Source organism: Streptomyces daqingensis (genome assembly GCF_014645895.1).
GTDB classification, from domain to species: domain Bacteria; phylum Actinomycetota; class Actinomycetes; order Streptomycetales; family Streptomycetaceae; genus Streptomyces; species Streptomyces daqingensis.
In genome coordinates this window covers 148,918-173,784 of record NZ_BMMP01000009.1, presented here as the reverse complement: position 1 = coordinate 173,784, position 24,867 = coordinate 148,918, and the positions used below count along the sequence as shown (strand labels likewise).

General features: G+C 73.5%; 19 protein-coding genes and 1 pseudogene. 6 read left to right on the top strand and 14 right to left on the bottom strand.

What is annotated here, in order from left to right; genetic code table 11:
* Positions 1-19 precede the first annotated feature (19 nt).
* Positions 20-787 (top strand): SDR family NAD(P)-dependent oxidoreductase, encoded by a 768-nt coding sequence (locus tag IEY56_RS15235; RefSeq protein ID WP_189037718.1) that lies wholly within the window; start codon positions 20-22, stop codon positions 785-787.
* Between the two features lie 71 nt (positions 788-858).
* Here the strand turns inward: IEY56_RS15235 and IEY56_RS15230 are convergent, their stop codons facing one another.
* The 11 genes and pseudogenes from IEY56_RS15230 to IEY56_RS15180 form a co-directional block, all read right to left on the bottom strand.
* The gene (locus IEY56_RS15230; RefSeq protein WP_189037717.1) at positions 859-1,776 is read right to left on the bottom strand and encodes a response regulator transcription factor; all 918 of its coding nucleotides are present in this window, start codon (positions 1,774-1,776) and stop codon (positions 859-861) included.
* 356 nt (positions 1,777-2,132) lie between these two features.
* Positions 2,133-3,288, bottom strand: a pseudogene (gene galK / locus IEY56_RS15225) (galactokinase).
* Positions 3,285-4,379: a UDP-glucose 4-epimerase GalE gene (gene galE, locus IEY56_RS15220; RefSeq protein WP_189037842.1), complete on the bottom strand. Its 1,095-nt coding sequence runs from the start codon at positions 4,377-4,379 to the stop codon at positions 3,285-3,287. The pseudogene galK and the gene galE overlap by 4 nt, the downstream one beginning before the upstream one ends.
* A gap of 1 nt (position 4,380) precedes the next feature.
* The gene (gene galT, locus IEY56_RS15215; RefSeq protein ID WP_189037716.1) at positions 4,381-5,547 is read right to left on the bottom strand and encodes a galactose-1-phosphate uridylyltransferase; all 1,167 of its coding nucleotides are present in this window, start codon (positions 5,545-5,547) and stop codon (positions 4,381-4,383) included.
* Positions 5,548-5,917: 370 nt separating this feature from the next.
* Positions 5,918-6,601 (bottom strand): response regulator transcription factor, encoded by a 684-nt coding sequence (locus IEY56_RS15210; protein WP_045865215.1) that lies wholly within the window; start codon positions 6,599-6,601, stop codon positions 5,918-5,920.
* Positions 6,602-6,877: 276 nt separating this feature from the next.
* Complete coding sequence (locus tag IEY56_RS15205; RefSeq protein WP_189037715.1) at positions 6,878-8,737, bottom strand: outer membrane protein assembly factor BamB family protein; 1,860 nt, start codon at positions 8,735-8,737, stop codon at positions 6,878-6,880.
* 250 nt (positions 8,738-8,987) lie between these two features.
* On the bottom strand, positions 8,988-10,865 hold the full coding sequence (locus tag IEY56_RS15200; protein ID WP_189037714.1) for an ABC-F family ATP-binding cassette domain-containing protein: 1,878 nt from the start codon (positions 10,863-10,865) through the stop codon (positions 8,988-8,990).
* 246 nt (positions 10,866-11,111) lie between these two features.
* Positions 11,112-12,008, bottom strand: a complete 897-nt coding sequence (locus IEY56_RS15195; protein ID WP_189037713.1) for an EamA family transporter — start codon at positions 12,006-12,008, stop codon at positions 11,112-11,114.
* The gene (locus IEY56_RS15190) at positions 12,005-12,526 is read right to left on the bottom strand and encodes a YbaK/EbsC family protein (protein ID WP_189037712.1); all 522 of its coding nucleotides are present in this window, start codon (positions 12,524-12,526) and stop codon (positions 12,005-12,007) included. Before IEY56_RS15190 ends, IEY56_RS15195 begins: the two co-directional genes overlap by 4 nt.
* Before the next feature lie 226 nt (positions 12,527-12,752).
* Positions 12,753-14,396: a penicillin-binding transpeptidase domain-containing protein gene (locus IEY56_RS15185; RefSeq protein ID WP_189037711.1), complete on the bottom strand. Its 1,644-nt coding sequence runs from the start codon at positions 14,394-14,396 to the stop codon at positions 12,753-12,755.
* Positions 14,397-14,589: 193 nt separating this feature from the next.
* Complete coding sequence (locus IEY56_RS15180; protein WP_189037710.1) at positions 14,590-16,347, bottom strand: dolichyl-phosphate-mannose--protein mannosyltransferase; 1,758 nt, start codon at positions 16,345-16,347, stop codon at positions 14,590-14,592.
* A gap of 156 nt (positions 16,348-16,503) precedes the next feature.
* Here IEY56_RS15180 and rsmI point away from each other — a divergent pair, with 156 nt between their 5' ends.
* The 5 genes from rsmI (at position 16,504) to IEY56_RS15155 (ending at position 22,667) form a co-directional block, all read left to right on the top strand.
* Positions 16,504-17,388: a 16S rRNA (cytidine(1402)-2'-O)-methyltransferase gene (rsmI, locus tag IEY56_RS15175; RefSeq protein ID WP_189037709.1), complete on the top strand. Its 885-nt coding sequence runs from the start codon at positions 16,504-16,506 to the stop codon at positions 17,386-17,388.
* 735 nt (positions 17,389-18,123) lie between these two features.
* On the top strand, positions 18,124-18,951 hold the full coding sequence (locus tag IEY56_RS15170) for a TatD family hydrolase (RefSeq protein WP_189037708.1): 828 nt from the start codon (positions 18,124-18,126) through the stop codon (positions 18,949-18,951).
* Between the two features lie 274 nt (positions 18,952-19,225).
* Entirely contained in the window at positions 19,226-20,725 is a 1,500-nt protein-coding gene (locus IEY56_RS15165; RefSeq protein ID WP_189037841.1) for a resuscitation-promoting factor, read from the top strand.
* A gap of 104 nt (positions 20,726-20,829) precedes the next feature.
* Entirely contained in the window at positions 20,830-21,717 is an 888-nt protein-coding gene (gene rsmA / locus IEY56_RS15160) for a 16S rRNA (adenine(1518)-N(6)/adenine(1519)-N(6))-dimethyltransferase RsmA (RefSeq protein WP_189037840.1), read from the top strand.
* Positions 21,714-22,667, top strand: a complete 954-nt coding sequence (locus tag IEY56_RS15155) for a 4-(cytidine 5'-diphospho)-2-C-methyl-D-erythritol kinase (RefSeq protein WP_229711916.1) — start codon at positions 21,714-21,716, stop codon at positions 22,665-22,667. Before rsmA ends, IEY56_RS15155 begins: the two co-directional genes overlap by 4 nt.
* A 30-nt stretch (positions 22,668-22,697) precedes the next feature.
* On the opposite strand, the gene IEY56_RS15150 is transcribed toward IEY56_RS15155, so the two are convergent.
* The 3 genes from IEY56_RS15150 to IEY56_RS15140 form a co-directional block, all read right to left on the bottom strand.
* Positions 22,698-23,516 carry an SDR family NAD(P)-dependent oxidoreductase gene (locus tag IEY56_RS15150; RefSeq protein WP_189037707.1) on the bottom strand — a complete coding sequence of 273 codons (819 nt, stop codon included), beginning with the start codon at positions 23,514-23,516 and terminating at the stop codon, positions 22,698-22,700.
* 94 nt (positions 23,517-23,610) lie between these two features.
* Entirely contained in the window at positions 23,611-23,910 is a 300-nt protein-coding gene (locus IEY56_RS15145) for a hypothetical protein (protein WP_189037706.1), read from the bottom strand.
* Positions 23,907-24,722: an SAM-dependent methyltransferase gene (locus IEY56_RS15140; RefSeq protein WP_189037705.1), complete on the bottom strand. Its 816-nt coding sequence runs from the start codon at positions 24,720-24,722 to the stop codon at positions 23,907-23,909. The genes IEY56_RS15145 and IEY56_RS15140 overlap by 4 nt, the downstream gene beginning before the upstream one ends.
* Positions 24,723-24,867: the final 145 nt, after the last annotated feature.

Genomic DNA, 24,867 nt, shown 5'->3' with positions numbered 1-24,867 from the left:
AGCCCGTAGCATCCCTGGCATGGGCGGACGTCATTCAGATCGTTTCGCGGGGCGCACCGTCCTCGTCACCGGCGGTGGCGCGGGCATCGGTGCCGCCACCGCACACAGGCTCGCCGACGAGGGTGCGGCCGTCGTCATCCTCGACAGCGAGGAGGAGGGCGGCCACCGCACGGCCCGTGAGATCACCGCTTCGGGCTCCCGCGCGGCCTTCGTCCTGGGCGACGTCACCGACGAACCCGCCTGGCAGCGTGCCGTCCGCACCGCGCACGACGGCTTCGGCCCCCTCGACGGCCTGGTGAGCAACGCCGCCCTCATGCGTCCGGGTCCGGCGCACGCGCTCTCGCTGTCGGACTGGGAAGGGCAGTTAGGCGTGAACCTGACGGGCGCGTTCCTCGGCGTGCGGGCGTGCCTGGCGGATCTGCGGGCGCGGCGGGGCTCCATCGTGCTGACGTCCTCCGTGCAGGCCCACTTCGGGCTCCCCTCCCGCCCCGCCTACGCGGCCACCAAGGCCGGCCTCACGGGTCTCGGCCGCCAACTCGCCGTCGATTACGGGCCGATGGTCCGCGTCAACTGCGTCCTGCCCGGCCCCGTCCTCACCCGCGCGTGGGACGGGGCCGACGAGGCGGACATGCGGCGGACGGTCGAGGAGACCGTCGCCGGCCGGCACGGCCACCCCGACGAAGTGGCCGCGGCCATCGCGTTCCTGCTCTCCGACGACGCGTCCTACGTGACCGGGACGAGCCTCGTCGTGGACGGCGGCTGGAGCGTCCGCAAGAACTCCCTCTGACCCGGCCCGCCTGCCGCGCCCCGCCGCGCCTCCGAGCGGGAGCCGTGCGCCGATCCGCCCTGCGCCGGGCGTCAGTTGGCGGGGCTCGACTCGAGGTCGGCCGGGCCGACGCCCGCCCGGCGCGCCAGCGCCACGGCTGCCAGCGTCGAGTGGACGCCCAGCTTGCCCAGCACGTTCTGCATGTGCGTACGGACCGTGTGCGGGGACAGGAAGAGCCGCTCCGCCACCGCTTTGCGGCCGAGCCCGGCGACCATGCAGCGCAGCACCTCGCGCTCCCGGGGCGTGAGCGACGCGACCAGGCGCTCGCTCTCCGTGCGGTGCTTGCGGGAAGCGGTCAGCTCTTTCAGGACGCCCGTCAGCAGCGCGGGCGGAAGGTGCGTCTCGTCCTTCAGGACACCCCGGATCACCTGGAGAAGCCGGGAGAGCGAGCAGTCCTTGGCGACCCAGCCGCAGGCACCGGCCTGGAGGGCCGACGCCGCCAGGCGCGGGTCGTCGCGCTCGGCGAGGACGACGGTGCGCACGGCGGGGTGGTCCGTGCGCACGCGGGCGACGAGGGGAATGCCGCCCGGTTTCGTCTCGGCGGCCGCCGCGCGGCCCCCGTCGGGCGTGGCACCCGGCGTTCCTCCCGGTGTGCCGGAACTGCCGTCCCGCTGCACTACCGCGGACAACTGGCCGGCGACGCCGTTGAGTTGGGCGCCCCCCGGGGCAGTGGAAGCACCGCCCGCCGGTGAACTCCGCTCCGCGGAGGCGGAGTCCGGCGCGCCCGGAGGGGCCGTTCCCCCGCCCGTACCCGGCAGGCCGAGGTCCGCGTCGACGAGCACGACGTCGAACTCGCGCCCCTCCACGGCAGCCCGCTCCAGACAGCGGAGCGCCGCCGGCGTGCTGCCTGCCGCCGCGACCTCGACGTCGGGCTCGGCGGCGAGCGCCGCGGCCAGTGACTCGGCGAAGATGCGGTGGTCGTCGACCACCAGCACCCGGATACGTTGCATTGGCACCCCCTGGCAGTGCGGGTACGTCACCCGGTGCGGAGGGAAGAGATCCGCGTGAGCTGTGGGTACCTCCCCCACCAAGCCAGTGGGGCGGACACCGCCGCGCCTCTGCTGTCCCACCCGGCAAGCGCTGCCCGGCGTCGCTGCCCGGCGCTCTCGCCCCCTGAAATAAGGCACCGGCCCCCACCGGTGCGTGCATCACACTCAGGGTAAGGCCGCGCTGTGACTACCGAAACCGATTGGCGAAAGTGCCGGACCGGTCCTGGGCCCCGGTCCGGCGGCCGGGCGGTGACGCACCGGCCGCCGACGGCGTCCCGGGGGAAAGCGTTTGCCGTGCACCCGCCGTGGCGGCCGGCTCAGGACAGCGGGATCCGACGGGCGCCGTCCCCGGGGACCGCCTCGAAGACGCGCGGCTCCCGGTACTCCGCCTTCGCGAAGGCCTCACGGACCGCGGCGGCGACCGCTGCCGCGTCCGCCTCCTCGACGAGCACGATGGCCGAACCGCCGAAGCCTCCGCCCGTCATCCGCGCGCCGAGTGCGCCCGCCGCCTCGGCGGCCTCGACGGCCAGGTCGAGTTCCGCGCAGGAGACGGCGAAGTCGTCACGCAGCGAGGCGTGCCCCGCACTCAGCACGGGCCCGATGTCCCGCGTCCGTCCGGCCTCAAGCAGTCGTATGACCTCGCTGACGCGGTGGTTCTCCGTCACGACATGCCGCACAAGAGGCCGCAGCCGCGCCTCCCCGAGGCGTTCCAGCGCCGCCGCCAGCTCCTCGTGGGGCACCTCGCGCAGCGTCCCGACGCACAGGGCCACCGCACCCGCTTCGCATCCGGCGCGGCGCTCCGCGTAGGCGCCGTCGCCCAGCGAGTGCTTCACGCGGGTGTCGACGACCAGCAGCCGCATGCCCTGCGCGGCCAGGTCGAAGGGCACCTGCCGCTGCGTGAGGTCGCGGGTGTCCAGGTGCAGCGCGTGGCCCCGGGTGCAGCAGGCGGACGCCATCTGGTCCATGACGCCGCAGGGCACGCCGACGAACTCGTTCTCCGCGCGCTGGCAGAGCCGCGCGAGACGGGGCGCGTCGAGACCCAGGCCGTACAGGTCGTCGAGCGCCACGGCGGTCGCGACCTCCAGCGCCGCGGAGGAGGAGAGTCCCGCGCCGGTGGGCACGGTGCTCTCGAAGTGCAGGTCGGCGCCGCCCACTTGGAGGCCCGCCTCCCGCAGCGCCCACACGACGCCCGCCGGGTAGGCGGCCCAGCCGCCGCGGTCGCCGGTGGCGCCCAGCGGACCGAGCTTGTCGACGCGCAGTTCCGTGACGCCTCCCCGCACGTCCGAGGAGTGCAGCCGCAGCACGCCGTCGTCGCGCCGTGCCGCCTGGACCGCGCAGGTGTGCGGCAGTGCGAGCGGCATGCTCGCCGATCAGGTTGACCCGGCCGGGAGCCGCCCACGCGCCGTCGGGCTCGGCCCCGTAGACCTCCCGGAAGCGCTCGGTCATGCCGGTCTCCGTCAGGCTCTCCGTCATGCCGCGCCCGCCCGCTCGCCGAGCTGCCGGGCGAAGTCCCAGGCGTCCTGGACGATCCGGGCGAGGTCGGTCCGCGAGGGGTGCCAGCCCAGTCGTTCGGCCGCGCGCCGCGCGGAGGCGACCAGCGTCGCCGGGTCGCCGTCCCGGCGGGGCGCGGCGGTCTCGGGCACATCGTGCCCGGTCACCTTCCGTACGGTCTCCACGACTTCGCGGACCGAGAAGCCGTTGCCGTTGCCGAGGTTGCAGATCAGATGCTCGCCTGTGCCGACGCGGTACGGCGCAGCGTCCTCCGCTCCGCCCGTGGTCTGCGCCTCCCCGTCCGCGACGGTCATCGCGTCCATCGCGAGGAGGTGGGCCTCGGCGAGGTCGGCGACGTGGATGTAGTCGCGGACGCAGGTGCCGTCGGGCGTCGGGTAGTCGTCGCCGAAGACGGAGACCGCTTCGCGGCGGCCCTGCGCCACCTGCAGCACCAGCGGGATGAGGTGCGACTCGGGGTCGTGCCGCTCTCCGAATCCGCCGTACGCCCCGGCGACGTTGAAGTAGCGCAGCGAGACGGCGGACAGCCCGTAGGCCCGGCAGTGGCTGCCGATCATCCGGTCGACGGCGAGCTTGGAGGCGCCGTAGGGGTTGGTTGGCGCCTCGGCGGCGTCCTCGGGGATGGGTGAGACGTCGGGCTCGCCGTACGTGGCGGCCGTGGAGGAGAAGACGAGCCTGCGCACACCGGCCTGGCGCATCGCGCCGAGCAGCTCGATGGTGCCGCCCACGTTGTTGCGCCAGTACTTCTCCGGGTCCTGCACCGACTCGCCGACCTGCGAGTGCGCGGCGAAGTGCAGCACGCCGTCGAAGCCCGCACCCCGGCCGCCGTCCGCGGTCAGCCACCTGGCCGCGTCCTGGATACGGCCCTCGACGAACTCGGCGCCCTCGGGGACGGCTTCGCGGAAGCCCGTGGAGAGGTCGTCGAGGACGGTCACCGCGTGCCCCGCCTCCAGCAGGTGCGCGGTGACGACACTTCCGACGTAGCCGGCTCCACCGGTCACCAGGTATTTGCGCGGAGGCACGGAACCCGGCACGCGGGCCGCCGTGGGGGGCATGTCAGTCACTCGCTACCTCTCGCAGTCGCTCGGCCGCGCTCTCCGGCGGCACGTCGTTGATGAACACGTTCATCCCGGATTCGGAACCCGCGAGGAACTTCAGCTTGCCGGAAGTCCGTCGGATGGTGAAAAGCTCGAGGTGCAGCGCGAAGTCCTCGCGGGTCACGGCTGCCCCGGGAATTCCGGCAGCCGCCGCACCGTCGTCCTGCCCGTGGCGCTGTCCGTACCGGGACGAGGTGAACGGCGCCTGGTGCCAGGCGGCTATGTAGGGCGTCGGCGGCTCCTCCGGACCGAAGACCCGGTCGAAGCGGCGCAGCACTTCCAGGTACATGCCGGGGAACTCCTCGCGGGCCTCCTCGCTCAGCGCGAGCAGGTCCGGGACCCGCCGACGCGGGTAGAGATGCACCTCGTAGGGCCAGTGCGCGGCGTGCGGCACGAAGGCGACCCAGTGCTCGCCCTCGGCCACCACGCGCCTGCCGTCGGCCAGTTCGGCGGCGAGGACGTCGTCGAAGAGGTTGCGGCCGCCTGTGCGCGCGGCGTGCCCGGCGAGCGAGTCGAGCATGCGCGCGGTGCGGGGGGTGGTGAACGGGTATGCGTAGATCTGCCCGTGCGGATGCTGCAGAGTGACGCCGATCTCCTCGCCGCGGTTCTCGAAGCAGAAGACCTGCTCCACGCCCGGCAGCTGGGACAGTTCGGCGGTCCGGTCCGTCCAGGCGTCCAGCACCAGCCGCGCCTGGGCGTCGGTGAGGGAGGCGAAGGACGCCTCGTGGTCGGAGGTGAAGCACACGACTTCACAGCGGCCCGCGCCCGGCCGGTGGGCGAAGAGGCCGTGCGGGGCGTCCGCGGCCTCCGGGCCCGGGCCTCCGGTGAAGGACGGGAAGCGGTTCTCGAAGACGGCGACGTCGTAGTCGGCCTCCGGGATCTCGCTGAGCCGCCCGCCGCGCGTCGGGCAGAGCGGGCAGGCGTCGGCCGGCGGGTGATACGTGCGGCTCTGGCGGTGGGCGGTCACGGCCGTCCACTCCGAGAGCAGCGGGTCGTAGCGGATCTCCGACGCCGTGGCCGTGCGGTCGAGGGGGCGCTCGTCGGGGGCTTCGCGGACGGCGTCGTCGCGCAGGTCGTAGTAGATGATCTCGCGGCCGTCGGCGAGCCGGGTCGATGTCTTCTTCAACGGGTCACTCCTCATCTTCCGACCCGAACATAATCGCACACAAAGAATCAGAGACCAACATGTGAGCGCATCCCACCTGCTCGTGGACGGCGGGACGGCAGCCCGGGCGGGGAGCCACGGCGCGCGCCGAGCCCATCTCACCGGACGCGGACGGCGGGCGGCCGAGGAGCGGCGGAAAGGCGCGGCAGACGACCCGGATGCAGGCATGGGGTCTGGGACATGGGGCTCGGGGATGCGGCTCGGGCATGCGGTTCGTGGCATGCGGCATGGCGTAGCGCACCGGCCGGGCTGCCGCGGTGCGAAGCGAGCGCGAGGGGTACGGGGCGGGGCAGGCTGCCGCCTCCGGCGGTCCGCGCGCGTTCCGCCGGGTTCAGTCCGGCGAGGCACCGGGGCGCGGGACCCGCTCCAGCAGCCCCGTACGGGCCGCGAGCGCGGCGGCCTCCAGCCGCGAGCCCACACCGAGCTTCATCAGCACCCGCTGCACATGCGTACGCGCGGTGCTCGGCGCGATGCGCATACCCTCGGCGATGAGCCTCGTGTCCTCGCCCTCCGCGACGCGTGTCAGCACCTCCACCTCGCGCGGCGTCAGCATCTGCAGGAGCCGGGCGCCCTCGTCGTCGGGCTCCGCCACGGGATTGAGCAGCTCCGCGAAGGACTCCTGCAGCAGCTGCGGCGCCACGGCGGACTCCCCCGCCCGCGCCTTCATCATGGCGCGTTCCACACCCTCGATCCGCTCGTCGTGCCGTACATAGCCGGACGCCCCCGCGGCGAACGCGGAGGCGATACCTCGCGGGCTGGGCACCGGGCCCAGCACCACCACCGCTATCTGCGGCTTCTCCCGCTTGATGCGGACCACCGGATCGAAGACGCCCGCCTCGGCGGGCACCGCGGTCCCCAGCAGGCACACCTCCGGCGCCCGGCTCAGCACCAGGTCCGCGGCGCCGGCGCTGGGCGCCGCGGCGGCGAGCACCCGGTGCCCGCGCAGCTTCAGCGCCGAGGCCAGGGCCTCGGCGAGCAGCCTGTGCTCGTCCACGACCATGAGACGGACACCCATGCGCAACAACCCCCACCATCCCGCGGAGGCCGCGCCCTCCCCTCGCCCCGGCGGGCTCGGTGTCCCGGGCCGCCGCGCGGCAGCCGTGAGACCCCACCCGGGCACAGCCCCTCTCCTGTGCTCCCGGAAGCTACACGCTCGTCCGCCGTTCCGCGCCCCTTCGGTCCGAGAAGGGCGCAGAACGGTGGAGGACGGGCGCGCGGGCGCCGGGACGGGCGGTGGCGCGCCGCCCGCGCGCGGCGGCACCGCGCGCGGGCGGATCAGACGGTCACGCGGTCACTGCGGGCCGAAGCCGATCCCGAGGTACTCCGCGTAGCTGCGGGTGCTGTTCCGGGAGAGCAGCGTGTGGTGCAGGAAGAGGCGCCCGTTCTGGTACAGGGGCGGTTCACGCATGGAGAGCGACGCGAAGTTGTTCTCCTGGCGCGAGGAGGTACCGGGGTTGTCCAGGTAGACCTCCTGCTTGCCGCCTCCGTCGGGCTCCAGTGCCACGACCTGGCCGCCGCTGCCCGAGTAGGTCGGCTTCTTGTACGCGATGACCTTCCCGTCGAGCAGCCGCACGGGGATGATCGTCCGCTGCTCGCCCGCGTCCGACTTCCACTTCGGCTTGCCGCTCTCGAAGTCGAAGGCGAACAGCTCGTTCGTGGACGAGGTCTGGCCCTCGTGCGTGCCGGTGGGCATGTAGACGTACTTCTTGTCCGCCACCGCCGTCGCGCACGACTCGACCTCGATGCCGCAGCCCGGGTCGTACTTCCGGTCGCCGAGGGAGATCTTCGCCTTCAGCTTCTCGTCCTCGCCCACCGTCATCACGTCGGTGGTGGTGCTGGTTCCCGCGCTGACGGCGAGCACGACGGGGTCGGTGGAGATGATGCGCACCCGCTCGACGCCGTCCGGCACGTCGAACTCCCACTTCGACTTGCCCGTCCTCGGCTCGACCTTCTGCACCTTCAGCGTCGGGTCGGAGTAGCTGCCGCACTTGACGACGGCCATGAGCTCCTTGCCGCCGGCGAAGCCCTCGTCCTGGCAGCTGCCGTCCTCCTTGGAAGCCCACAGCTGCTTGCCGTCGGAGACCTTGTAGGCGACCGAGCCGCCGATCCACTGTGCGGCGACGGTGTTCTGGCTGATCGTCAGGCTCACGCCGCTCGACGTGGCGAGGCCGGTGCCCGGCAGCGGCTTCTCCCACACCTTCTTGCCGCTGTCGACGTCGAAGACCGCGGTCTTGCTGCAGTCCGAGCGGTACGACTCGTTCTCTCTGAAGATCACCGCCGTCCTGCCGGAGTCGGTGACGTGCTTGGAGGCCGCGCAGACCTCGCCGTCGAGGGCGAGCTCCCACGCCTTCTCGCCGCTCTTGGCGTCCATGCCGACGATGCCGTTGACCGTGGTCTTGGCGAACACGTCGTCCGTGGCCCACGCGCCGGGGGTGATGACCGCCCGGTCATCGTTGATCTTCGGCGACTTGATCTTGAAGAGCTCCTCGCCGGTGGTGTCCCCCGGCTTCCCGCCGCCGTTCTCCGACGTGGGACCGGGGTTCTTCTTCGACACCGTGGTGCTGTCGTCGTTGACCAGGAAGAAGCCCACGGTGCCGATGACCACGACGGCCGCGACCGCCGCGGCGACGATGGCGATCACCTTGCCGTTGGCGCCGCCGCCTCCCGGGGAGCCGGGGCCGCCCGGGCCGTAACCGCCGGGAGGTGCCGTCGGGTACATCCCCGGGCCGTAGGGCGGCTGGCCCGGCTGCTGCGGGTAGCCGTAACCGGCCTGCGGAGGCTGCTGGGGGGCGCCGTAGCCCGCGCCCGGGGGCGGCGGTGCGCCGAAGCCTCCCGGCTGCTGCGGATAGCCGTAACCGCCGGGCGGCTGCTGGGGATAGCCGTACCCGCCGCCGGGCGGCTGGGGCGGTACACCGAAACCGCCCGGCTGCTGCGGCGGCGCGGGAGGCGGCTGCTGGCCCGGGGCCTGCTGCCCGGAGGCCGGCTGCTCCGGACCTCCCGGAGTCTGCTGCTCGGGGCTGCCCGGGCCGTTCTGGTCCGAAGCGGGCTGGGCGGGCGTCTCCTTGGACAGGGAGGGGGTGCCCTCCGGTTCGTCCGGGGAGGCGCCGCCGGGCGGCTGGTTGGGAGGCGGAGGCGGAGGCGGCTGCGACATGACGGGTCCCCTCGTTGATGAACAGACCGGACGTCCGCCCCTCAAACCCCCGTAGGGCGGAGCGAATCGGACATCAGGCCCGCCTAGCGGCTGGCTTTGTAACCGGAAGCTCTTTCTATCACCGGACAACGCGAACCGGCGGTCCGGTTCCCGCTGGGACGTACGGGCCGAAACGCGCTCGATGCGGAGCCGTTGCCCGGCCGTTAACGCACCTTCGGGCCCCTCGCGGCGCCCTCAAGATCCCCCTGTGTCACTGCCCTTCGGCGAGCTCCAGCCAGCGGGATTCCAACTCCTCGCGCTGGCCGCCGAGTTGGCGGAGCTCAGCGTCGAGGTCGGCTACCCGCGCGAAGTCCGTCGCGCTCTCGGCCATCGCGGAGTGCAGCGCGGACTGCTTCTCCTCGATCTTCTCCAACTGCCGCTCGATGCGCTGCATCTCCTTCTGTTCCGCGCGGGCTGCCGCCGCCGGCTTCGCCGGAGCGGACTTCGCCGCGGCACCTCCCGACGCACCGCTCCCCGGCGATGCCGCGCCCCCGGAGCTCGCGGACCCGCCGCCGGACGACTTCGCGGGCGCCGCCACGGCCTCCCGCTGCCGGGCACGCCTCTCCAGGTACTCGTCGATGCCGCGCGGCAGCATGCGGAGCGTGCCGTCGCCCAGCAGCGCGAAGACCCGGTCTGTGGTGCGCTCCAGGAAGAAGCGGTCGTGCGAGATGACGACGAGCGAGCCCGCCCAGCCGTCGAGGAGGTCCTCGAGCTGCGTCAGGGTCTCGATGTCGAGGTCGTTGGTGGGCTCGTCGAGGAAGAGCACGTTGGGCTCGTCCATGAGCAGACGCAGGATCTGCAGACGGCGCCGCTCCCCGCCGGAGAGGTCCCCGACGGGCGTCCACTGCTTCTCCTTCACGAAGCCGAAGCGCTCGCACAGCTGGGAGGCGGTCATCTCACGGCCCTTGCCGAGGTCGACGCGTCCGCGCACCTGCTCGACGGCCTCCAGCACCCGCTTCCCCGGGTCCAACTCGGCGACCTCCTGCGAGAGATACGCCAGCTTCACCGTCCTGCCGACCTTGACGCGTCCGCCCGCCACCAGCTCCGACTGCACCTCGCCGCCGCTGCGCGCGGTGTCCGCCAGAGCCCGCAGCAGCGACGTCTTGCCCGAGCCGTTGACCCCGACCAGACCCACCCGGTCGCCCGGGCCGAGCTGCCACGTCAGGTGTTTCAGCAGCGTCTTCGGGCCGGCCTGCACGGAGACGTCCTCGAGGTCGAAGACGGTCTTGCCCAGCCGGGAGTTGGCGAACCGCATCAGCTCGGCGGTGTCCCTGGGCGGCGGTTCGCCCTCGATCAGGGCGTTGGCCGCCTCGATGCGGAACCGGGGCTTGCTGGTGCGCGCGGGTGCGCCGCGGCGCAACCAGGCGAGCTCCTTGCGCATGAGGTTCTGCCGCTTGCTCTCCTCCTGGGCGGCGATGCGCTCCCGCTCGGCGCGTGCGAAGACGTAGTCGGAGTAGCCGCCTTCGTACTCGTGGACCGCGCCGCGCTGGACGTCCCACATGCGGGTGCACACCTGGTCGAGGAACCAGCGGTCGTGCGTGACGCAGACGAGCGACGAGCGGCGTGAGCGCAGATGCCGGGCCAGCCAGGCGATGCCCTCCACGTCGAGGTGGTTGGTGGGCTCGTCGAGGACGATCAGATCCTGTTCGGCGATGAGGAGCTGGGCCAGGGCGATACGGCGGCGCTCCCCGCCGGAGAGCGGGCCGATGACCGTGTCGAGGCCCTGGGGGAAGCCGGGGAGGTCGAGGCCGCCGAAGAGTCCCGTCAGCACGTCGCGGATCTTCGCGTCGCCCGCCCACTCGTGGTCGGCCATGTCGCCGACGACCTCGTGCCGTACGGTCGCGGCGGGGTCGAGCGAGTCGTGCTGCGTCAGGACTCCCAGCCGCAGCCCTCCCGAGTGGGTCACGCGGCCCGCGTCCGCATCCTCCAGCTTCGACAGCAGCCGGATCAAGGTGGTCTTGCCGTCCCCGTTCCGCCCGACGACGCCGATCCGGTCGCCCTCGCTCACCCCGAGGGACACACCGTCGAGCAGCGCCCGGGTGCCGTAGACCTTGCCCACGGCTTCCAGATTGACGAGGTTGACGGCCATTTCACTCCTGTCATGCGTGCTTCCCCCGGCCTTCGGCGCGGGGGCCCCACCGGGCGCCGGACGCGGTGAGCTCCGGCATCAGCCCTCCAGGGTACTGAGGTGCCCGGAGGCTCCGGCGGGTGCGCCCGCCGGAGCCCGTGCGGGCCGGTGGACGGCGGTGAGGAGCGGCCGGTGGGGCGGGCGCTTGGCGTACGGGCCGGGACAGGCGGGGTGCGTCCGGCAAGGGCGGCAATGCGTCCGGAGTGCTCAACTCCCGTGCAGCATCAGGGCGATGCCGCCGACCATCAGCATGGACGCGGCCACGCGCGGCGCCCCGAAGCGCTCCTTGAAGAACAGCGCCCCTATGGCCGCGCCCGCGATGATCGAGGACTCGCGCAGCGCGGCGACGGGCGCCAGGGGCGCCCGGGTCTGCGCCCACAGCACCAGCCCGTATGCGACGACGGAGAGGGCGCCCGCCGTCAGTCCGCGCACCGCGACGGGACGGATCGCGGGGCCGAGCTCGCGGCGCCGGGTGAGGAGCGTGTAGAGAGGGATGGGGACGCCCTCCAGGAGCATCAGCCACGCGACGTAGCTCACCGCGGAGCCCGAAGCGCGCACGCCTGCCCCGTCGACGACGGTGTAGGAGGCGATGGCCAGGCCCGTGGCCACGGCGGCGGTCAGCGCGGGCAGCCTGCTGCCCGCCCGGGAGGAGCGTCCCGGCCGCTCCTGTTCCGAGCCGCCGGCGGGGCGCTCCCTGCGGATCCCCCACAGCGCGACGCCCAGCAGCCCCGCGGCGGCGACGGCCACACCGGCCGTCTGCCAGGCGCCGGGCCACTCGTGCAGGAAGACGGCGGCGAGGACGGTCACGACGAGCGGGGCGGTGCCGCGGGCGATCGGATACATCTGCCCGAAGTCGCCGAGCCCGAACGACCGCATCAGCAACAGCTGGTAGACGACGTGCAGCACCGCGGAGAGCAGCAGCGGCGGCCACGCCGCGGCGGCGGGCAGGGGGCCGGCGAACGCCAGCGCGAGCCCGCAGAGCGCTCCGCCCGTCCCCACGAGGGTGAAGGCGATGAGCTGGTCCTCGATGTGGTGCGCCAGCGCGTTCCACGAGGCGTGGGTGACCGCGGCGGCCAGGACGGCCGCGACGACCAGCGGTGTCACGGCACGTCGGCGCTCTGCTCGCGTACGTCCACGACGGAGCCGCCGGCGTGGGCGATCAGCGTCCGGGGGTCGAGCGCGAAGACGGTGTGGGGCGTGCCCGCGGCGGCCCATACGACCTCGTGGCCGAGCAGCCGGCGGTCGGCGAGCACCCGCATCGTCGTGACGTGCCCGAAGGGCGGGACGCCCCCGATCGCGTAGCCCGTCGCCTCGCGTACCAGGCCGGCGTCGGCGCGCTGCACGCTCCGGGCGTCCAGCTCGTCCCGCACGAGGCGCACGTCGACGCGCGAGGCGCCGTCCATCAGGACGAGGACGGGTTCGCCGTCCGCGGCGAAGACCAGGGACTTGACGATCTGGCTGAGCTCGCAGCCGACGGCCTCGGCGGCCTGGGCTGCGGTGCGGGTGGCCTCGGGGAAGGCGCGGATCTCGACGTCGCCCGGAGGCCGTCCCGGCGAGGCGATCGGGCCCAACGCCGCGAGGGCGGCGGCGAACCGCGGGTGCGCTGAAGGAGCCTTCGTCATGCGGGCGACGCTACCTGCCGGAGGGCGGCGCGGGCGAAGCGGTTCCGGCCGCCCCGCGCTCACGGCACGCACGCGGGGCCGGGACGGCGAGCGACGCGGGGCGCAGGCAGTACGCACCTTGGGGCGCGGGCGGCGGGCAACGCGCCGCGGGCGGCGCCCCGTTGAGGGAGCGCCGCCCGCTGTGCGTGCGCGCCTGCCGCGGTGCCTCGCAGGGCACCGCAGCGGGTCAGCCGGCCGAGGCGTCCAGGATCTGGCGGACGACCGGTCCCGCGTTGTCGCTGCCGTGGCCCGAGGCCGGAACGACCGCCGCCGCCGCGAGGTCGCCCCTGTACGCGGTGAACCAGGCGTTGGGCTTCTTCTGGCCGTCGACCTCCGCGGAGCCCGTCTTGGCGCCGACGTCACCGCTGAGGCCCGCCATGGGCTTGGCGGCGGTGCCGCTCGCTGCCGTCAGCTGCATCAGGCTCTTCAGGTCCGCCTGCGTCTGCGGCTTCATGGCCCGGCTCGCCTTGGCGATCGTGCGGTCGTCCAGCGACGGCGAGACGATCAGCGGCTGCTTGAACGTGCCGTTCTGGACGGTCGCCGCGACGGAGGCCATGTTGAGCGGGTTCATGCGGACCGCGCCCTGCCCGATGAGGGAGGCCGCCATCTGCGCGTCCGACTGGGTGGGGACGCTGCCGTCGAAGGTGCCGGTGCCCACCTGCCAGTTCTGGCCGATGCCGAAGACCTCGCGGGCCTCCTTGCCCAGGTCGCCGTCGTCGAGCTTCTCGGCCTGGGTGATGAACGCGGTGTTGCAGGAGCGGGCGAAGCTCTGCGCGAACGTGCCGTTCTCGATCTCGAACTTGTCGTCGTTCTGGAACTTCCAGCCGCCGTAGGTGTGGAACTTGGGGCAGGGGTGCTCCTTGCCGGGCGACGCGAGGCCCTTGTCCAGGAGCATGGCGCTGGAGACGACCTTCATCGTGGAGCCGGGCGCGAGGGAGCCGCGCAGCGCCGTGTTGAAGCCGTCCGCGGGCGAGTTGGCGACGGCGAGCACTTCGCCGGTGCTGGGCTTGAGGGCGACGGCACCCGCCTTCGCCTTGCCCTTGACCGCCTGCTCGGCGGCGGTCTGCACGTCCTTGTCGAGCGTGGTCTTGAGGGTGCCGGGCCGGCCCTTGGAGAGGGTACGCAGGGTGGTGCCGGTGTCCTTGCCCTTGGCGTCGACGATGCGGGTCTCGACACCGGGGGTGCCGTCCGTCTTGTCGCCGTAGCGCTTGCGGAGGTCGTCGAGGACGCCGGCGAGCATCGGGTGCGCTTCCTTGGTGAGCGGGGCGCCGTTGCGGTCGACGGCCTTGATCGGCGGGGTGCCCGCCTTGCCCGTCCTGACCGACTGGCCGTCCTTCAGCTTCGGGTTGATCACCGTCGGCTTCCAGTCGACGACTGCCTCGCCGCTCTTCTTGTCGCGCTTGACCTCGAGGGAGGAGCTGTAGTTCCAGGTGGCGCGGGACTGCTGGTACGCGACCTGGGCGTTGACGTCGAAGGGCACCTTCGTCCCCGAGGCGGAACCCTGCGCCAGGCCGACCTTGGAGACGTGGGCCTCGTCGCGGTACCCCTTCAGCTCCTTCGCCGCGGCGGCGGCGTCGTCGGTGAGCTTCGCGGCCTTCGCCGGGTCCCCGGAGGACCAGGCCGCGAGGAAGCGCTTCGCCGTGGTACGGACCTCCGCCGCGCTGGGCGGCCCGGCCTCGGTCTCGCCGGGACCCTTCCCGTCGGACGAGGCGACGCCTCCCTTACCGCCCTTGTCGTCACCTCCGACGAGGGCGTAGACGCCGAAGCCGGTGGCCGCGACGACGACTGCGGCGGCGCCCCCGATCAACGCCATCTTCTGAGTGTCACGCATTAGAGATTCTGCCCCTCCACCCCGCCTCAGCCGACGCGCCAAGGACCGTGCGAGGCACCCTAGAGCACTAGGGCAACATCACGTGCCCCTGGTATCCCCGTTAGGGCGCATATGGCCGGGAAGCGGATTCGAATAATCACCGGATCGAGACTACGGAAGCCGAACACACCCTACGCACAGGGGAGTCGGGCGGTCAGATCCAGGTGTCGAACCACATGCGCTGCCGCCACTCCCCCATGGGAATCGGCTGCCCCGTGTAGAGGGGCCAGAAATACACGAAGTTCCACACGATGAGCAGCACCAGTACGCCCGCGCCGACGATTCCCGCGGTCCGTCTGCGTTCCCCCACTCCCGGCGGTCCGGCGAGCGCGCCGATCATCATGGTCACGGCAAGACACAGGAACGGCACGAAGACGACCGCGTAGAAAAGGAAAATGGTCCGCTCCTGGTACATGAACCAGGGCAGATAACCGGCTGCGACGCCGCACAGCACGGCCCCCGCACGCCAGTCCCGCCGGAAGAACCAGCGGTAGAGGACGTAGAGCAGGGCGAAGCAGGCCGCCCACCACAGCAGCGGCGTCCCCAGGGCGAGGACTTCCCGGGCGCAGTCCTCGCCCTGCGCGGTGCAGCCGTCCTTGCCGGCCTTGGGCGACTCGTAGAAGTAGGAGACGGGACGGCCCAGTACGAGCCAGCTCCAGGGGTTGGACTCGTAGGTGTGGCCGGAGGTGAGGCCCACGTGGAACTCGTAGACCTCCGCCTCGTAGTGCCAGAGGCTGCGCAGCGGCCCCGGCAGCCAGCCCCACGGGCCGGCCGCGCCCGCCTTGTCCGCCCAGTCGCGGAAGTAGCCGCCCGAGGTGGCGAACCAGCCGGACCAGGACGCGACGTACGTGCCCAGCGACACCACGACGAGGGACGCGAACGCCGGGAGGGAGTCACGCCGCAGCATCGCCGCGAGGGGGCGGGGCGCTCCGGCCGTGCGGCGGGCGCCCATGTCCCACAGGACGGTGAGGAGCCCGAACGCGGCGAGGATGTACAGGCCGTTCCACTTCGTGGCGCAGCCGAGGCCCAGGCAGAGCCCGGCGAGGAGCCGCCACGGGCGCAGGCCGAACCCGAAGCGGGCGCCGGTCTCCGGGTCGGGGCGGACAGCGGCCGGGCCCGGCCCGGACGGTGGGTCGAGCGGGTGGGGCGGATCGTCCGGGGGCAGCGCGCGGGCGAGGGCCGCGCGGGTGCGGTCCCGGTCGATCAGCAGGCAGCCGAAGGCGGCCAGCACCCAGAACATCAGCACCAGGTCCAGCAGCGCGGCGCGGCTCATGACGAAGTGCAGCCCGTCGACGGCCATCAGCAGCCCCGCGAGGCAGCCGAGGGCGGTGGAGCGGAACAGGCGCCGCCCGATGCGGCACAGCATCAGCACGGACAGCGTGCCGAGCACGGCCGTCATGAAGCGCCAGCCGAAGGGGTTCAGCCCGAAGAGCCACTCGCCGAGCCCGATCGTCCACTTCCCGACGGGCGGGTGGACGACGTACGCGCCCTCCGGTGACAGCGGGATCCGCTGGGGGGTGGCGAGGATGCGGTCGTTGGCCTTGTCCGGCCAGCTGCCCTCGTAGCCGTACTGGAAGAGGGACCAGGCGTCCTTGGCGTAGTACGTCTCGTCGAATATCACGGCGTGCGGGGAGCCGAGCTCCCAGAAGCGCAGCACCCCCGCCAGCAGCGCGACCAGCAGCGGACCGCCCCATGCCGCCCAGTGCGCGAGGCGGGCCGCGGCGTGCGGCGAGAGACCGAAGAGGGCGCCGATGCGCCCGTCCGGCGCGGGGAAGGGCGGCACAAGCCGCTCGCGGGTGCCGACACGCGAGCGTCCCGCGTAGCCGAAGCCGCGGAGCCGGGCCTGCCATGTCGGCGCGGCCTCCGGGGTCTCCGCGCGTGGGACGTCTGCCGCGGTGTCACTGGTCGTCACCGGGCCATCGTAGGGAACGGTCCCCCGCGGGGGTGGCCGCACGGGAACACGCGCAGCGCTCCGCACGCGGATCCGGCCCGGCGGCCCGCCGCCGGATGCCTCCGGCCAGGGGTCCGCGCGGTCCGGCGCTCCGCGGCGGGCTGGGAGGATGGCGGGGTGACTGGAACGCTCGTACTCGCCGGAACGCCCATCGGGGACGTCGCGGACGCGCCGCCGCGTCTCGCCCGCGAGATCGCCGCCGCGGACATCGTCGCCGCCGAGGACACCCGGCGGCTGCGGCGGCTCACGCAGGCGCTGGAGGTGCGGCCCGGGGGCCGGATCGTCTCCTACTTCGAGGGCAACGAGGCCGCCCGCACCCCGGAGCTGGCGGACGCCCTCGCCGACGGCGCGCGGGTGCTGCTGGTGACGGACGCCGGCATGCCGTCGGTGTCCGACCCGGGGTACCGGCTGGTGGCGGCTGCGGTGGAGCGGGGCATCGCCGTCACGGCGGTTCCGGGGCCGTCGGCGGTGCTGACGGCGCTGGCACTGTCGGGGCTGCCCGTCGACCGGTTCTGCTTCGAGGGCTTCCTGCCGCGCAAGGGCGGAGAGCGGCAGGCCCGGCTGCAGGAGGCCGCGGACGAGCGGCGCACGCTGGTCTACTTCGAGTCCCCGCACCGGCTGGAGGCCGCTCTGACGGCGATGGCGGAGGTGTTCGGCCCCGGCCGCCGTGCGGCGGTGTGCAGGGAGCTGACGAAGACGTACGAGGAGGTCCGCCGCGGGCCGCTCGGCGAGCTGGCGGAGTGGGCCGCGGCCGGCGTGCGCGGAGAGATCACCGTCGTCGTGGAGGGCGCGGCGCGGGAGGACGGACGGCAGCTGGACGCGGCGGAGCTGGCGGGCAGGGTGGCCGTCCGCGAGGAGGCGGGCGAGCGCCGCAAGGAGGCGATCGCCGCCGTCGCGAAGGACGCCGGCGTGCCGAAACGCGAGGTGTTCGACGCGGTGGTGGCCGCGAAGAAGGTTGCGCCGGCGGCGACTTCGCCGGGGGCGTCCGGTGGCGCCTCGTAGAGGCCTGCCGCCGGGCGGGGCGCGGGCGGGCCGGAGAGCCGACGGACGCGCGGAGCACGGCCGGTGGGCGTCCGCACCACGGTGCGGCCCGAGTTCTCCTCGGATTCCGGGCACGCCAGGCGCCTTTCCCTCCGGCGAGGAGTCCACTGGGAGTGGACCCACCTGCCGGAAATAGGTGCGCCGCGGACCGCTCCGGAACGACAGCCCACGAGGCGTACTCCTTCGCCCGCATGAGGTGCGGATACGGCTGGGAACAGCGATACGGATCAGGCATCTCGAATATCCCGACGGCGCCCCCGTTCGCGGCGTCACGCGGACGGGAAACGCGTTCCCTCGCCGATCAAGCACCCGGCGTGCGGGAATTGCGACGGTCGCCAATTGCGGATCATGCGTGCGGGAAGAGTCGCCGGCGCCCGGCCGCCTGTGAAACCGCGCACGTCACCGGGAAGGCCGTCACCGGGAACGGGGACGTCCGCGCCGTCCCCGTTCCCGGAAACACCGTCGCGGGCGGACCCGCTGACGCGCGGCGAATCCCGGAGCTCCCCGGGCCGGACAACCGCCGCGGAGAAGCCGCCGGACAAGCGCGAGGGACCCGGCGCGGCCCCGCACGGGCTTGCGCTTCTCCGGACGGCGGGACGGGACGGTGACGTGCTGAGGTGCCGCACCGAGCGGGCCGCACCGTCCGGGCAGGACGGGCCGGGCAGCGCCGCGTAGCCACGTCCTAGGATCGCGGGCATGCCCAATTCCTCGCAGCAGCCCGCACCTCCGCTGCCCGAGCCGCTCCGCGTGCCGGTCGCCGACTCGCACACCCACCTCGACATGCAGGAGCCGTCGGTCGAGGAGGCCGTCGCGGCGGCGGCCTCGGTCGGGGTGACCACGCTCGTGCAGGTCGGGTGCGACCTGGAACGCTCGCGGTGGGCCGCGGAGACGGCCGCCGCGTTCCCGTCGGTGCACGCCGCCGTCGCGCTGCATCCCAACGAGGCGCCGCGCGTGGGCGACCGGGCCGCCCTGGACGCGGCTCTCGCCGAGATCGAGAAGCTCGCGGCGCTGCCCGAGGTGCTCGCCGTGGGAGAGACGGGCCTGGACTACTTCCGGACGGGCGAGGAGGGCGTCGAGGCCCAGCAGTACTCGTTCCGCGCGCACATCGCCATCGCCAAGCGGCTGGGGCGCGCCCTCGTCATCCACGACCGGGACGCCCACGACGACGTGCTGCGCATCCTCGACGAGGAAGGCGCCCCGGAGCGCACCGTCTTCCACTGCTACTCCGGCGACGCGGAGATGGCGCGGCACTGCGCGGCGAGGGGCTGGTTCATGTCCTTCGCGGGGAACGTCACCTTCAAGAACGCGCAGCCGCTGCGGGACGCGCTCGCCGTCGCCCCCGCGGAACTGGTGCTCGTGGAGACCGATGCGCCCTTCCTGACGCCGGTGCCGTACCGCGGACGGCCTAACGCGCCTTACCTCGTTCCGGTCACGCTGCGCGCGATGGCGGAGACGAAGGGGATGTCGGAAGACGCCCTGGCAGAGCACGTTGCCGTCAACACCGCGCGGGCCTTCGGCTATTGACGAACAGCCCCTGAGGCGCGCCGAATTCACGCGAAGACAACTCTGTGTAGTGACGCCGCTTTGGAGAGTGACGCGACTCCGGCTACAGTCCGCGCGACATCCCGCCGGAAGTTGGAGTGCGTCGTTGAGCCAGTCGCAGTCGCAGGGAAGTCACCGCGCGGTGCGCCGGGCGGAGCGCCTGACACGCGTGCAGGCCGCAACCGTGCCGCGCGTACCGGAGCAGGGATACGGTCCCCCGCCGCGCGGGCACTCCGTGCGTCCCGGGCGTCCCGCGATGTACGTCCCGCCGGTGTACGCGCAGCCTCCCGGCCGTCTCCAGCCGGACCGCACGCCGTCCTCCCCCGCTCCCGGCGGTTACGAGCGGAACCCCGACGACACGTACCGGCCCTCGTACGAGGCCCGGCGCCCGTCCGGCGTGCAGGCCCGGGCAGCCACCGCACCAGCTCCGGCATCCGCACCGGCGGCTCCGCCCGGCGCGCGACCCGCGAGCACGCCGCGCTCCCGCTCCGTCTCCCGCCCCGTTCCCGGATTCGGGTCCGGGTCCGGGTCCGGCGATGTCCCGCGCCCGGCGCGCACCGCACGCCCGCGTACGGAGGCGGCTCCCGCGTCCGGCGGGCCGGTGGTGCGCCCCGCGGGCGGACGGGCCGCCGCCCGCCGCGCCGAACGCGCCCGCAGAGCGGCCCAGCGGCCCGAGACGCTCCGCCGATTGGTGCCGCAGGCCCTCGTCGTCGCCTTCCTCGCGGGCGGCACGACCGCTTTCGTCGCACACGACAAGACGGTGCATCTCACCGTCGACGGGCAGGCGCGTACCGTCCACACCTTCGCCGACGACGTCGGTGAACTCCTCGACGAGCAGGACGTGCCCGTCGGCGGCCACGACGAGGTCGGGCCTTCTCCGCGGCACGCCATCGCCGACGGGGAGAAGGTCGCCGTACGGCACGGCCGGCGCATCGACCTCACCCTCGACGGCGACCGCAGCAGGGTGTGGACGACGGCCGCCACCGTCACGGGCGCGCTGCGGCAGCTCGGCGTCCGCACCGAGGGCGCGCGGCTTTCGACCGCTCCCGACGCCCGGATCGGGCAGGACGGCATCACCCTGGAGGTGGTAACCGAGCGGAGCATCACGTTCCTCGCCGACGGGCGTGAGAAGACGGTCTCGACGAACGCCGCCACGGTGCTCGAAGCGCTCGGGGACGCGGGCATCGAACTCGGCGGCCTGGACGCGACGTCGGCGCCGATCGACAGCTTCCCCCGCGAGGGGCAGACCGTCACCGTCATGCGGGTCACCGGCCGGGAGAAGGTCAAGGAGGAGCACATCCCGTTCAAGACGGTGCGGCAGGCGGACCCCACGCTGCTGCGGGGCACCGAGGTCGTCTCCCGGGCGGGGAGGCCCGGCCTGCGGCGGGTCACCTACCGGCTCCGCACCGTCGACGGGGTGCGTGAGAAGCCGCGGCGCATCGCCGTGGAGGTGCTGCGGCGCCCCCGCGAGCAGATCGTCCGCGTGGGCACGAGCCCCCTGTCCGTGCCCGGTGCGGACCATCTGAACTGGGCCGCCCTCGCGCAGTGCGAGTCGGGCGGCAGGCCCGGCGCCGTCGACGCCTCCGGACACCACGGAGGGCTGTACCAGCTCGACCACAGCACGTGGAACGGCCTGGGCGGAAGCGGCCGTCCCGAGCACGCGCCGCCGGGGGAGCAGACGTACCGGGCCAAGAAGCTCTACGTATCGCAGGGGGCGAGTCCGTGGCCTTACTGCGGCCGTAAACTGGCGCGGTGAACGCAGTCCCCGCCCCCGGCCACGGCCCAGACCGCGCCACCGGTTCCGGAGCCGGCGGCGAGAGCGGCAGTTCCGGATCCGGCCCCGGTGCCGGTCCCGCCCCCGTGCCGCAGGAAGGCAGCGGCGGGGCGGACGCCCTGCTCGGCCCCTCCGACGTCCGCGAACTCGCGGAGACGCTGGGGCTGCGGCCCACCAAGCAGCGGGGGCAGAACTTCGTCATCGACGCCAACACCGTGCGCCGCATCGTCCGCACCGCCGACGTGCGCGCGGACGACACCGTCCTGGAGGTCGGCCCGGGCCTCGGTTCGCTGACGCTCGCGCTGCTGCAGGCCGCGCGGCACGTGACCGCGGTCGAGGTCGACGACCAGCTGGCGGCCGCCCTTCCCGGGACGGTACGGGCCCGGCTGCCGCGGCGCGCGGACGACTTCACGCTCGTGCACGCGGACGCGATGCAGGTGGACGCGCTGCCCGGCCCTCCGCCGACCGCACTGGTCGCCAACCTCCCCTACAACGTGGCCGTTCCGGTGCTGCTGCACATGCTGGCCACGTTCCCGACGCTGCAACGGGTCCTCGTCATGGTGCAGTCGGAGGTCGCGGACCGGCTCGCGGCGCCGCCCGGTTCGAAGGTCTACGGCGTCCCTTCGGTCAAGGCCGCCTGGTACTGCGACGTCAAGCGGGCCGGCGCCATCGGGCGCAGCGTCTTCTGGCCCGCACCGAACGTCGACTCCGGGCTCGTCTCGCTCGTGCGGAGGGACCCTCCGCGCACGAGCGCGCGACGCGAGGAGGTCTTCGCCGTCGTCGACGCGGCGTTCGCGCAGCGCCGCAAGACGCTGCGCTCGGCGCTCTCCGGCTGGGCGGGGTCGGCGGCGGCCGCCGAGGAGGCGCTGACCCGGGCGGGGGTCTCACCGCAGGCGCGGGGCGAGGCGCTGACCGTCGAGGAGTTCGCCGCGGTCGCCGAGCAGCACGCACAGCACAGGGAGACAGCCGCGTGAATGACGCCGAGCACGTGAACGGCGCCGGGTACGTGACGGTGAGGGTGCCCGCGAAGGTCAACGTCCAGCTCTCCGTGGGGGGTCTGCGGCCGGACGGCTTCCACGGCCTGGCGAACGTCTTCCTCGCCGTCGGCCTGTACGACGAGGTCACCGCGTTCCCCGCGGACGGCCCGCAGGTCACCGCCGAGGGCGCCGACGCTGCCCAAGTACCCCTGGACGAGAGCAACCTGGCCGTCCGTGCCGCGCGGCTGCTCGCCTCCCGGCACGGCCTGGCCCCCGACGTGCGGCTGCACATCGCCAAGGACATCCCCGTCGCGGGAGGCATGGCCGGCGGCAGCGCCGACGCGGCGGGCGCGCTGGTCGCCTGCGACGCCCTGTGGGGCACGGCCACGTCTCGGGACGAACTTCTCGCCATGTGCGCGGAGTTGGGTTCGGACGTCCCCTTCTCCCTCGTGGGCGGCGCCGCGCTGGGACGCGGACGGGGCGAGCTGCTGACGCCCCTGGAGACCGGCGGCGCCTTCCACTGGGTGTTCGCCGTCGCCGACGGCGGCCTCTCCACGCCCGCCGTCTACCGCGAATGCGACAGGCTGCGCGAGGCCGGCGGCGGAGGCGCGACCGTGGAGGCGGTCCCGGAGCCGGAGGCGTCGGGGGCGCTGCTGGAGGCGCTGCGCGGCGGTGACGCCCGCGCTCTCGCGGACGCCCTCTCCAACGACCTCCAGGCGGCGGCCGTCTCGCTGCGCCCCTCGCTCGCCGACACCCTCAAGGCCGGTGAGGCCGCCGGCGCGCTGGCCGCTCTCGTGTCCGGCTCGGGCCCGACGTGCGCGTTCCTCACCGAGGACGCCGCCTCCGCCGAGGCCGTGGCGGCCACGCTGCGGGCCTCGGGTCACTGCCGTACCGCACGCACCGCCACGGGCCCCGCCCCCGGAGCGACGGTCGTGCGCCAGGGCTGAGGCCCGCCGGCCCGATCCCGGCGGCCGGGGTCACGTCCCGGCGCCTCCGTCGTCCCGAACCACCTGCCGGAAGCCCGAGTTGACGGACGTGATGCCGCCGTCGACGGGCAGGGTGACGCCCGTGATCCACGCCGCGTCGGCCGATGCGAGGAAGGCGACGGCGGCGGCGATGTCGTCCGGGCTGCCGACGCGGCCGAGCGGGTAGACCTCGCCGAGGCGTTCCAGCACCTCGTCGCGGCCGGACCACGCCGCGGTGCGGACCGTCCCGGGGGCGACGAGGTTGACGCGCACCCCTCGGGGCCCGCCGGCCCCGGCCAGCGTGCGGGTGAGGCTCGTCAGGCCCGCCTTGGCCGCGCTGTAGGCGTGGTTGCCGAAGTCCTGGAGGCCGTTGACCGAGCCGATGTGGACGATCGCGCCGCGGCCGCCCGCGGCCGCCAGGTGGGGCATCGCGGCCCGTGCGCAGCGGAAGGCTCCGGTGAGGGTGGTGTCGATGTCCTGTTCCCAGCTCCCGTCGGGCTCGTCCTCCAGCAGCTCCACGTCGGGATGGCAGGAGTAGGCGTTGCTGACGAGGACGTCCAGCCGGCCGAACCGCTCGACGGCATGCGCCACCGCGGCCTCGACACTGTCCCGGTCGCGCACGTCGCAGGCGAGGGCCTCCGCGTGGCCGCCGGCGGCGTCCTGTCCGCCCGCGGCGTCGCGGATCTCCTCCGCTGCTCGTTCGGCCCGCTCTCCGTCCACGTCCGTCACAAGCACCCTGGCTCCCTCTGCCGCCAGCCGGCGGGAGACGGCCGCGCCGATCCCCTGCCCGGCCGCGGTCACCAGCACCGCGTAACCCTCGAATCGCCGCATCGGGCGAGGTTAACGCCGTACCCCGCCGGACGGCGAGAGCCGTCCGGCGGCGGGCGCCGGGGCCGGTGCGGAGGCGGGCGCGTCAGGGCGGGGATCAGTCCTTCTGCTCGCCGTCGCCGCCCGGGCTCGGGGTGCCGTCGCGGCCCGCCCGCTTGAACGGGAGGACGGGCGCCAGGTGTTCGGACTCCCCGTACGTGCCGGGCGCCGGGAGGTTTCCGGCGTGCGGGGACGCCGCTGCGGCCTCGCTCCCGTACCGGCCCGCGCCCATGAAGACCGCGAGGACCCGTTCCAGGCTCTCCCCCGTCGTACGGGCACGGATGCGGGCCGCCTCCAGCTGCTGCGGCGTCGGCCCGCGTCCGGGCCCCGGTGAGCCCTTGCTCACCGGGGCGTTCACGGCTTCCTGCCCACGCCCGCGTAGAGCGTGGCGCTGCGCAGCTGCTCGGCGTCGGCGTCGAGTCCCTGGCCCTCGTCGGGGCGCCACTCGTGGGCGGCGGTCACACCGGGGTCGAGCAGCTCCAGGCCGTCGAAGAAGAGCCCGACCTCGCGGTGGGAGCGGAGCTGCACCGTCGTGCCGCCCGCGTCGTAGACCTTCTTCACGCCCTGCCAGGCGGCGGCGTCGAAGTCGGTGGTGCAGTGCGAGAGGACGAGGAAGCTGCCGGGAGCGAGCCGGTCGACCAGACCGCGGACGATCTCGTACGGCTTGTTCTCGTCGGGGACGAAGTGCAGGAGCGCGACGAGGGAGAGCGCCACCGGCTCGTCGAGGTCGACGATCTCGCGCAGCTGAGGCGATCCGAGGATGTCGTCCTCGCGGATGTCGGCGCTGATGTAGGCCGTGCGGCCCTCCGGCGAGCTGCGCATCAGGACGTGGGCGTACTCGAGCACCGTGGCGTCGTGGTCGGCGTAGACGACGCGCGCGTCCGGCGCCACGCCCTGTGCGACCTGGTGCAGGTTGGGCGAGGTGGGGATGCCGGTGCCGATGTCGACGAACTGCCGGACGCCGTGCTCGGAGGCGAGGATCCGCGTCGCCCGGTGCATGAACGAGCGGTTCGTCTCCGCGGTGAGACGGATCTGCGGGCAGACCGTCAGCACCTTCTCGGCGGCTTCCTCGTCGACGGGATACCAGTCCTTGCCGCCGAGGTAGTAGTCGTACATCCGGGCAGAGTGCGGCCTGCTGGTGTCGATCTCCGGCTTGCCGGACGTGGTCATCGTTCATCCCTTTTCTGCCTGCGGGCCGCGGGAGCACACGGCGCGTGCTCCGCGCGACCGGTCGGATTGGTCTGTGGATCCGGGGATGGTGCTGGGATCCGCGCTGGTCGGGCGCTCGTCCTCGTGGTTCTCGGTGCTGCTTCGG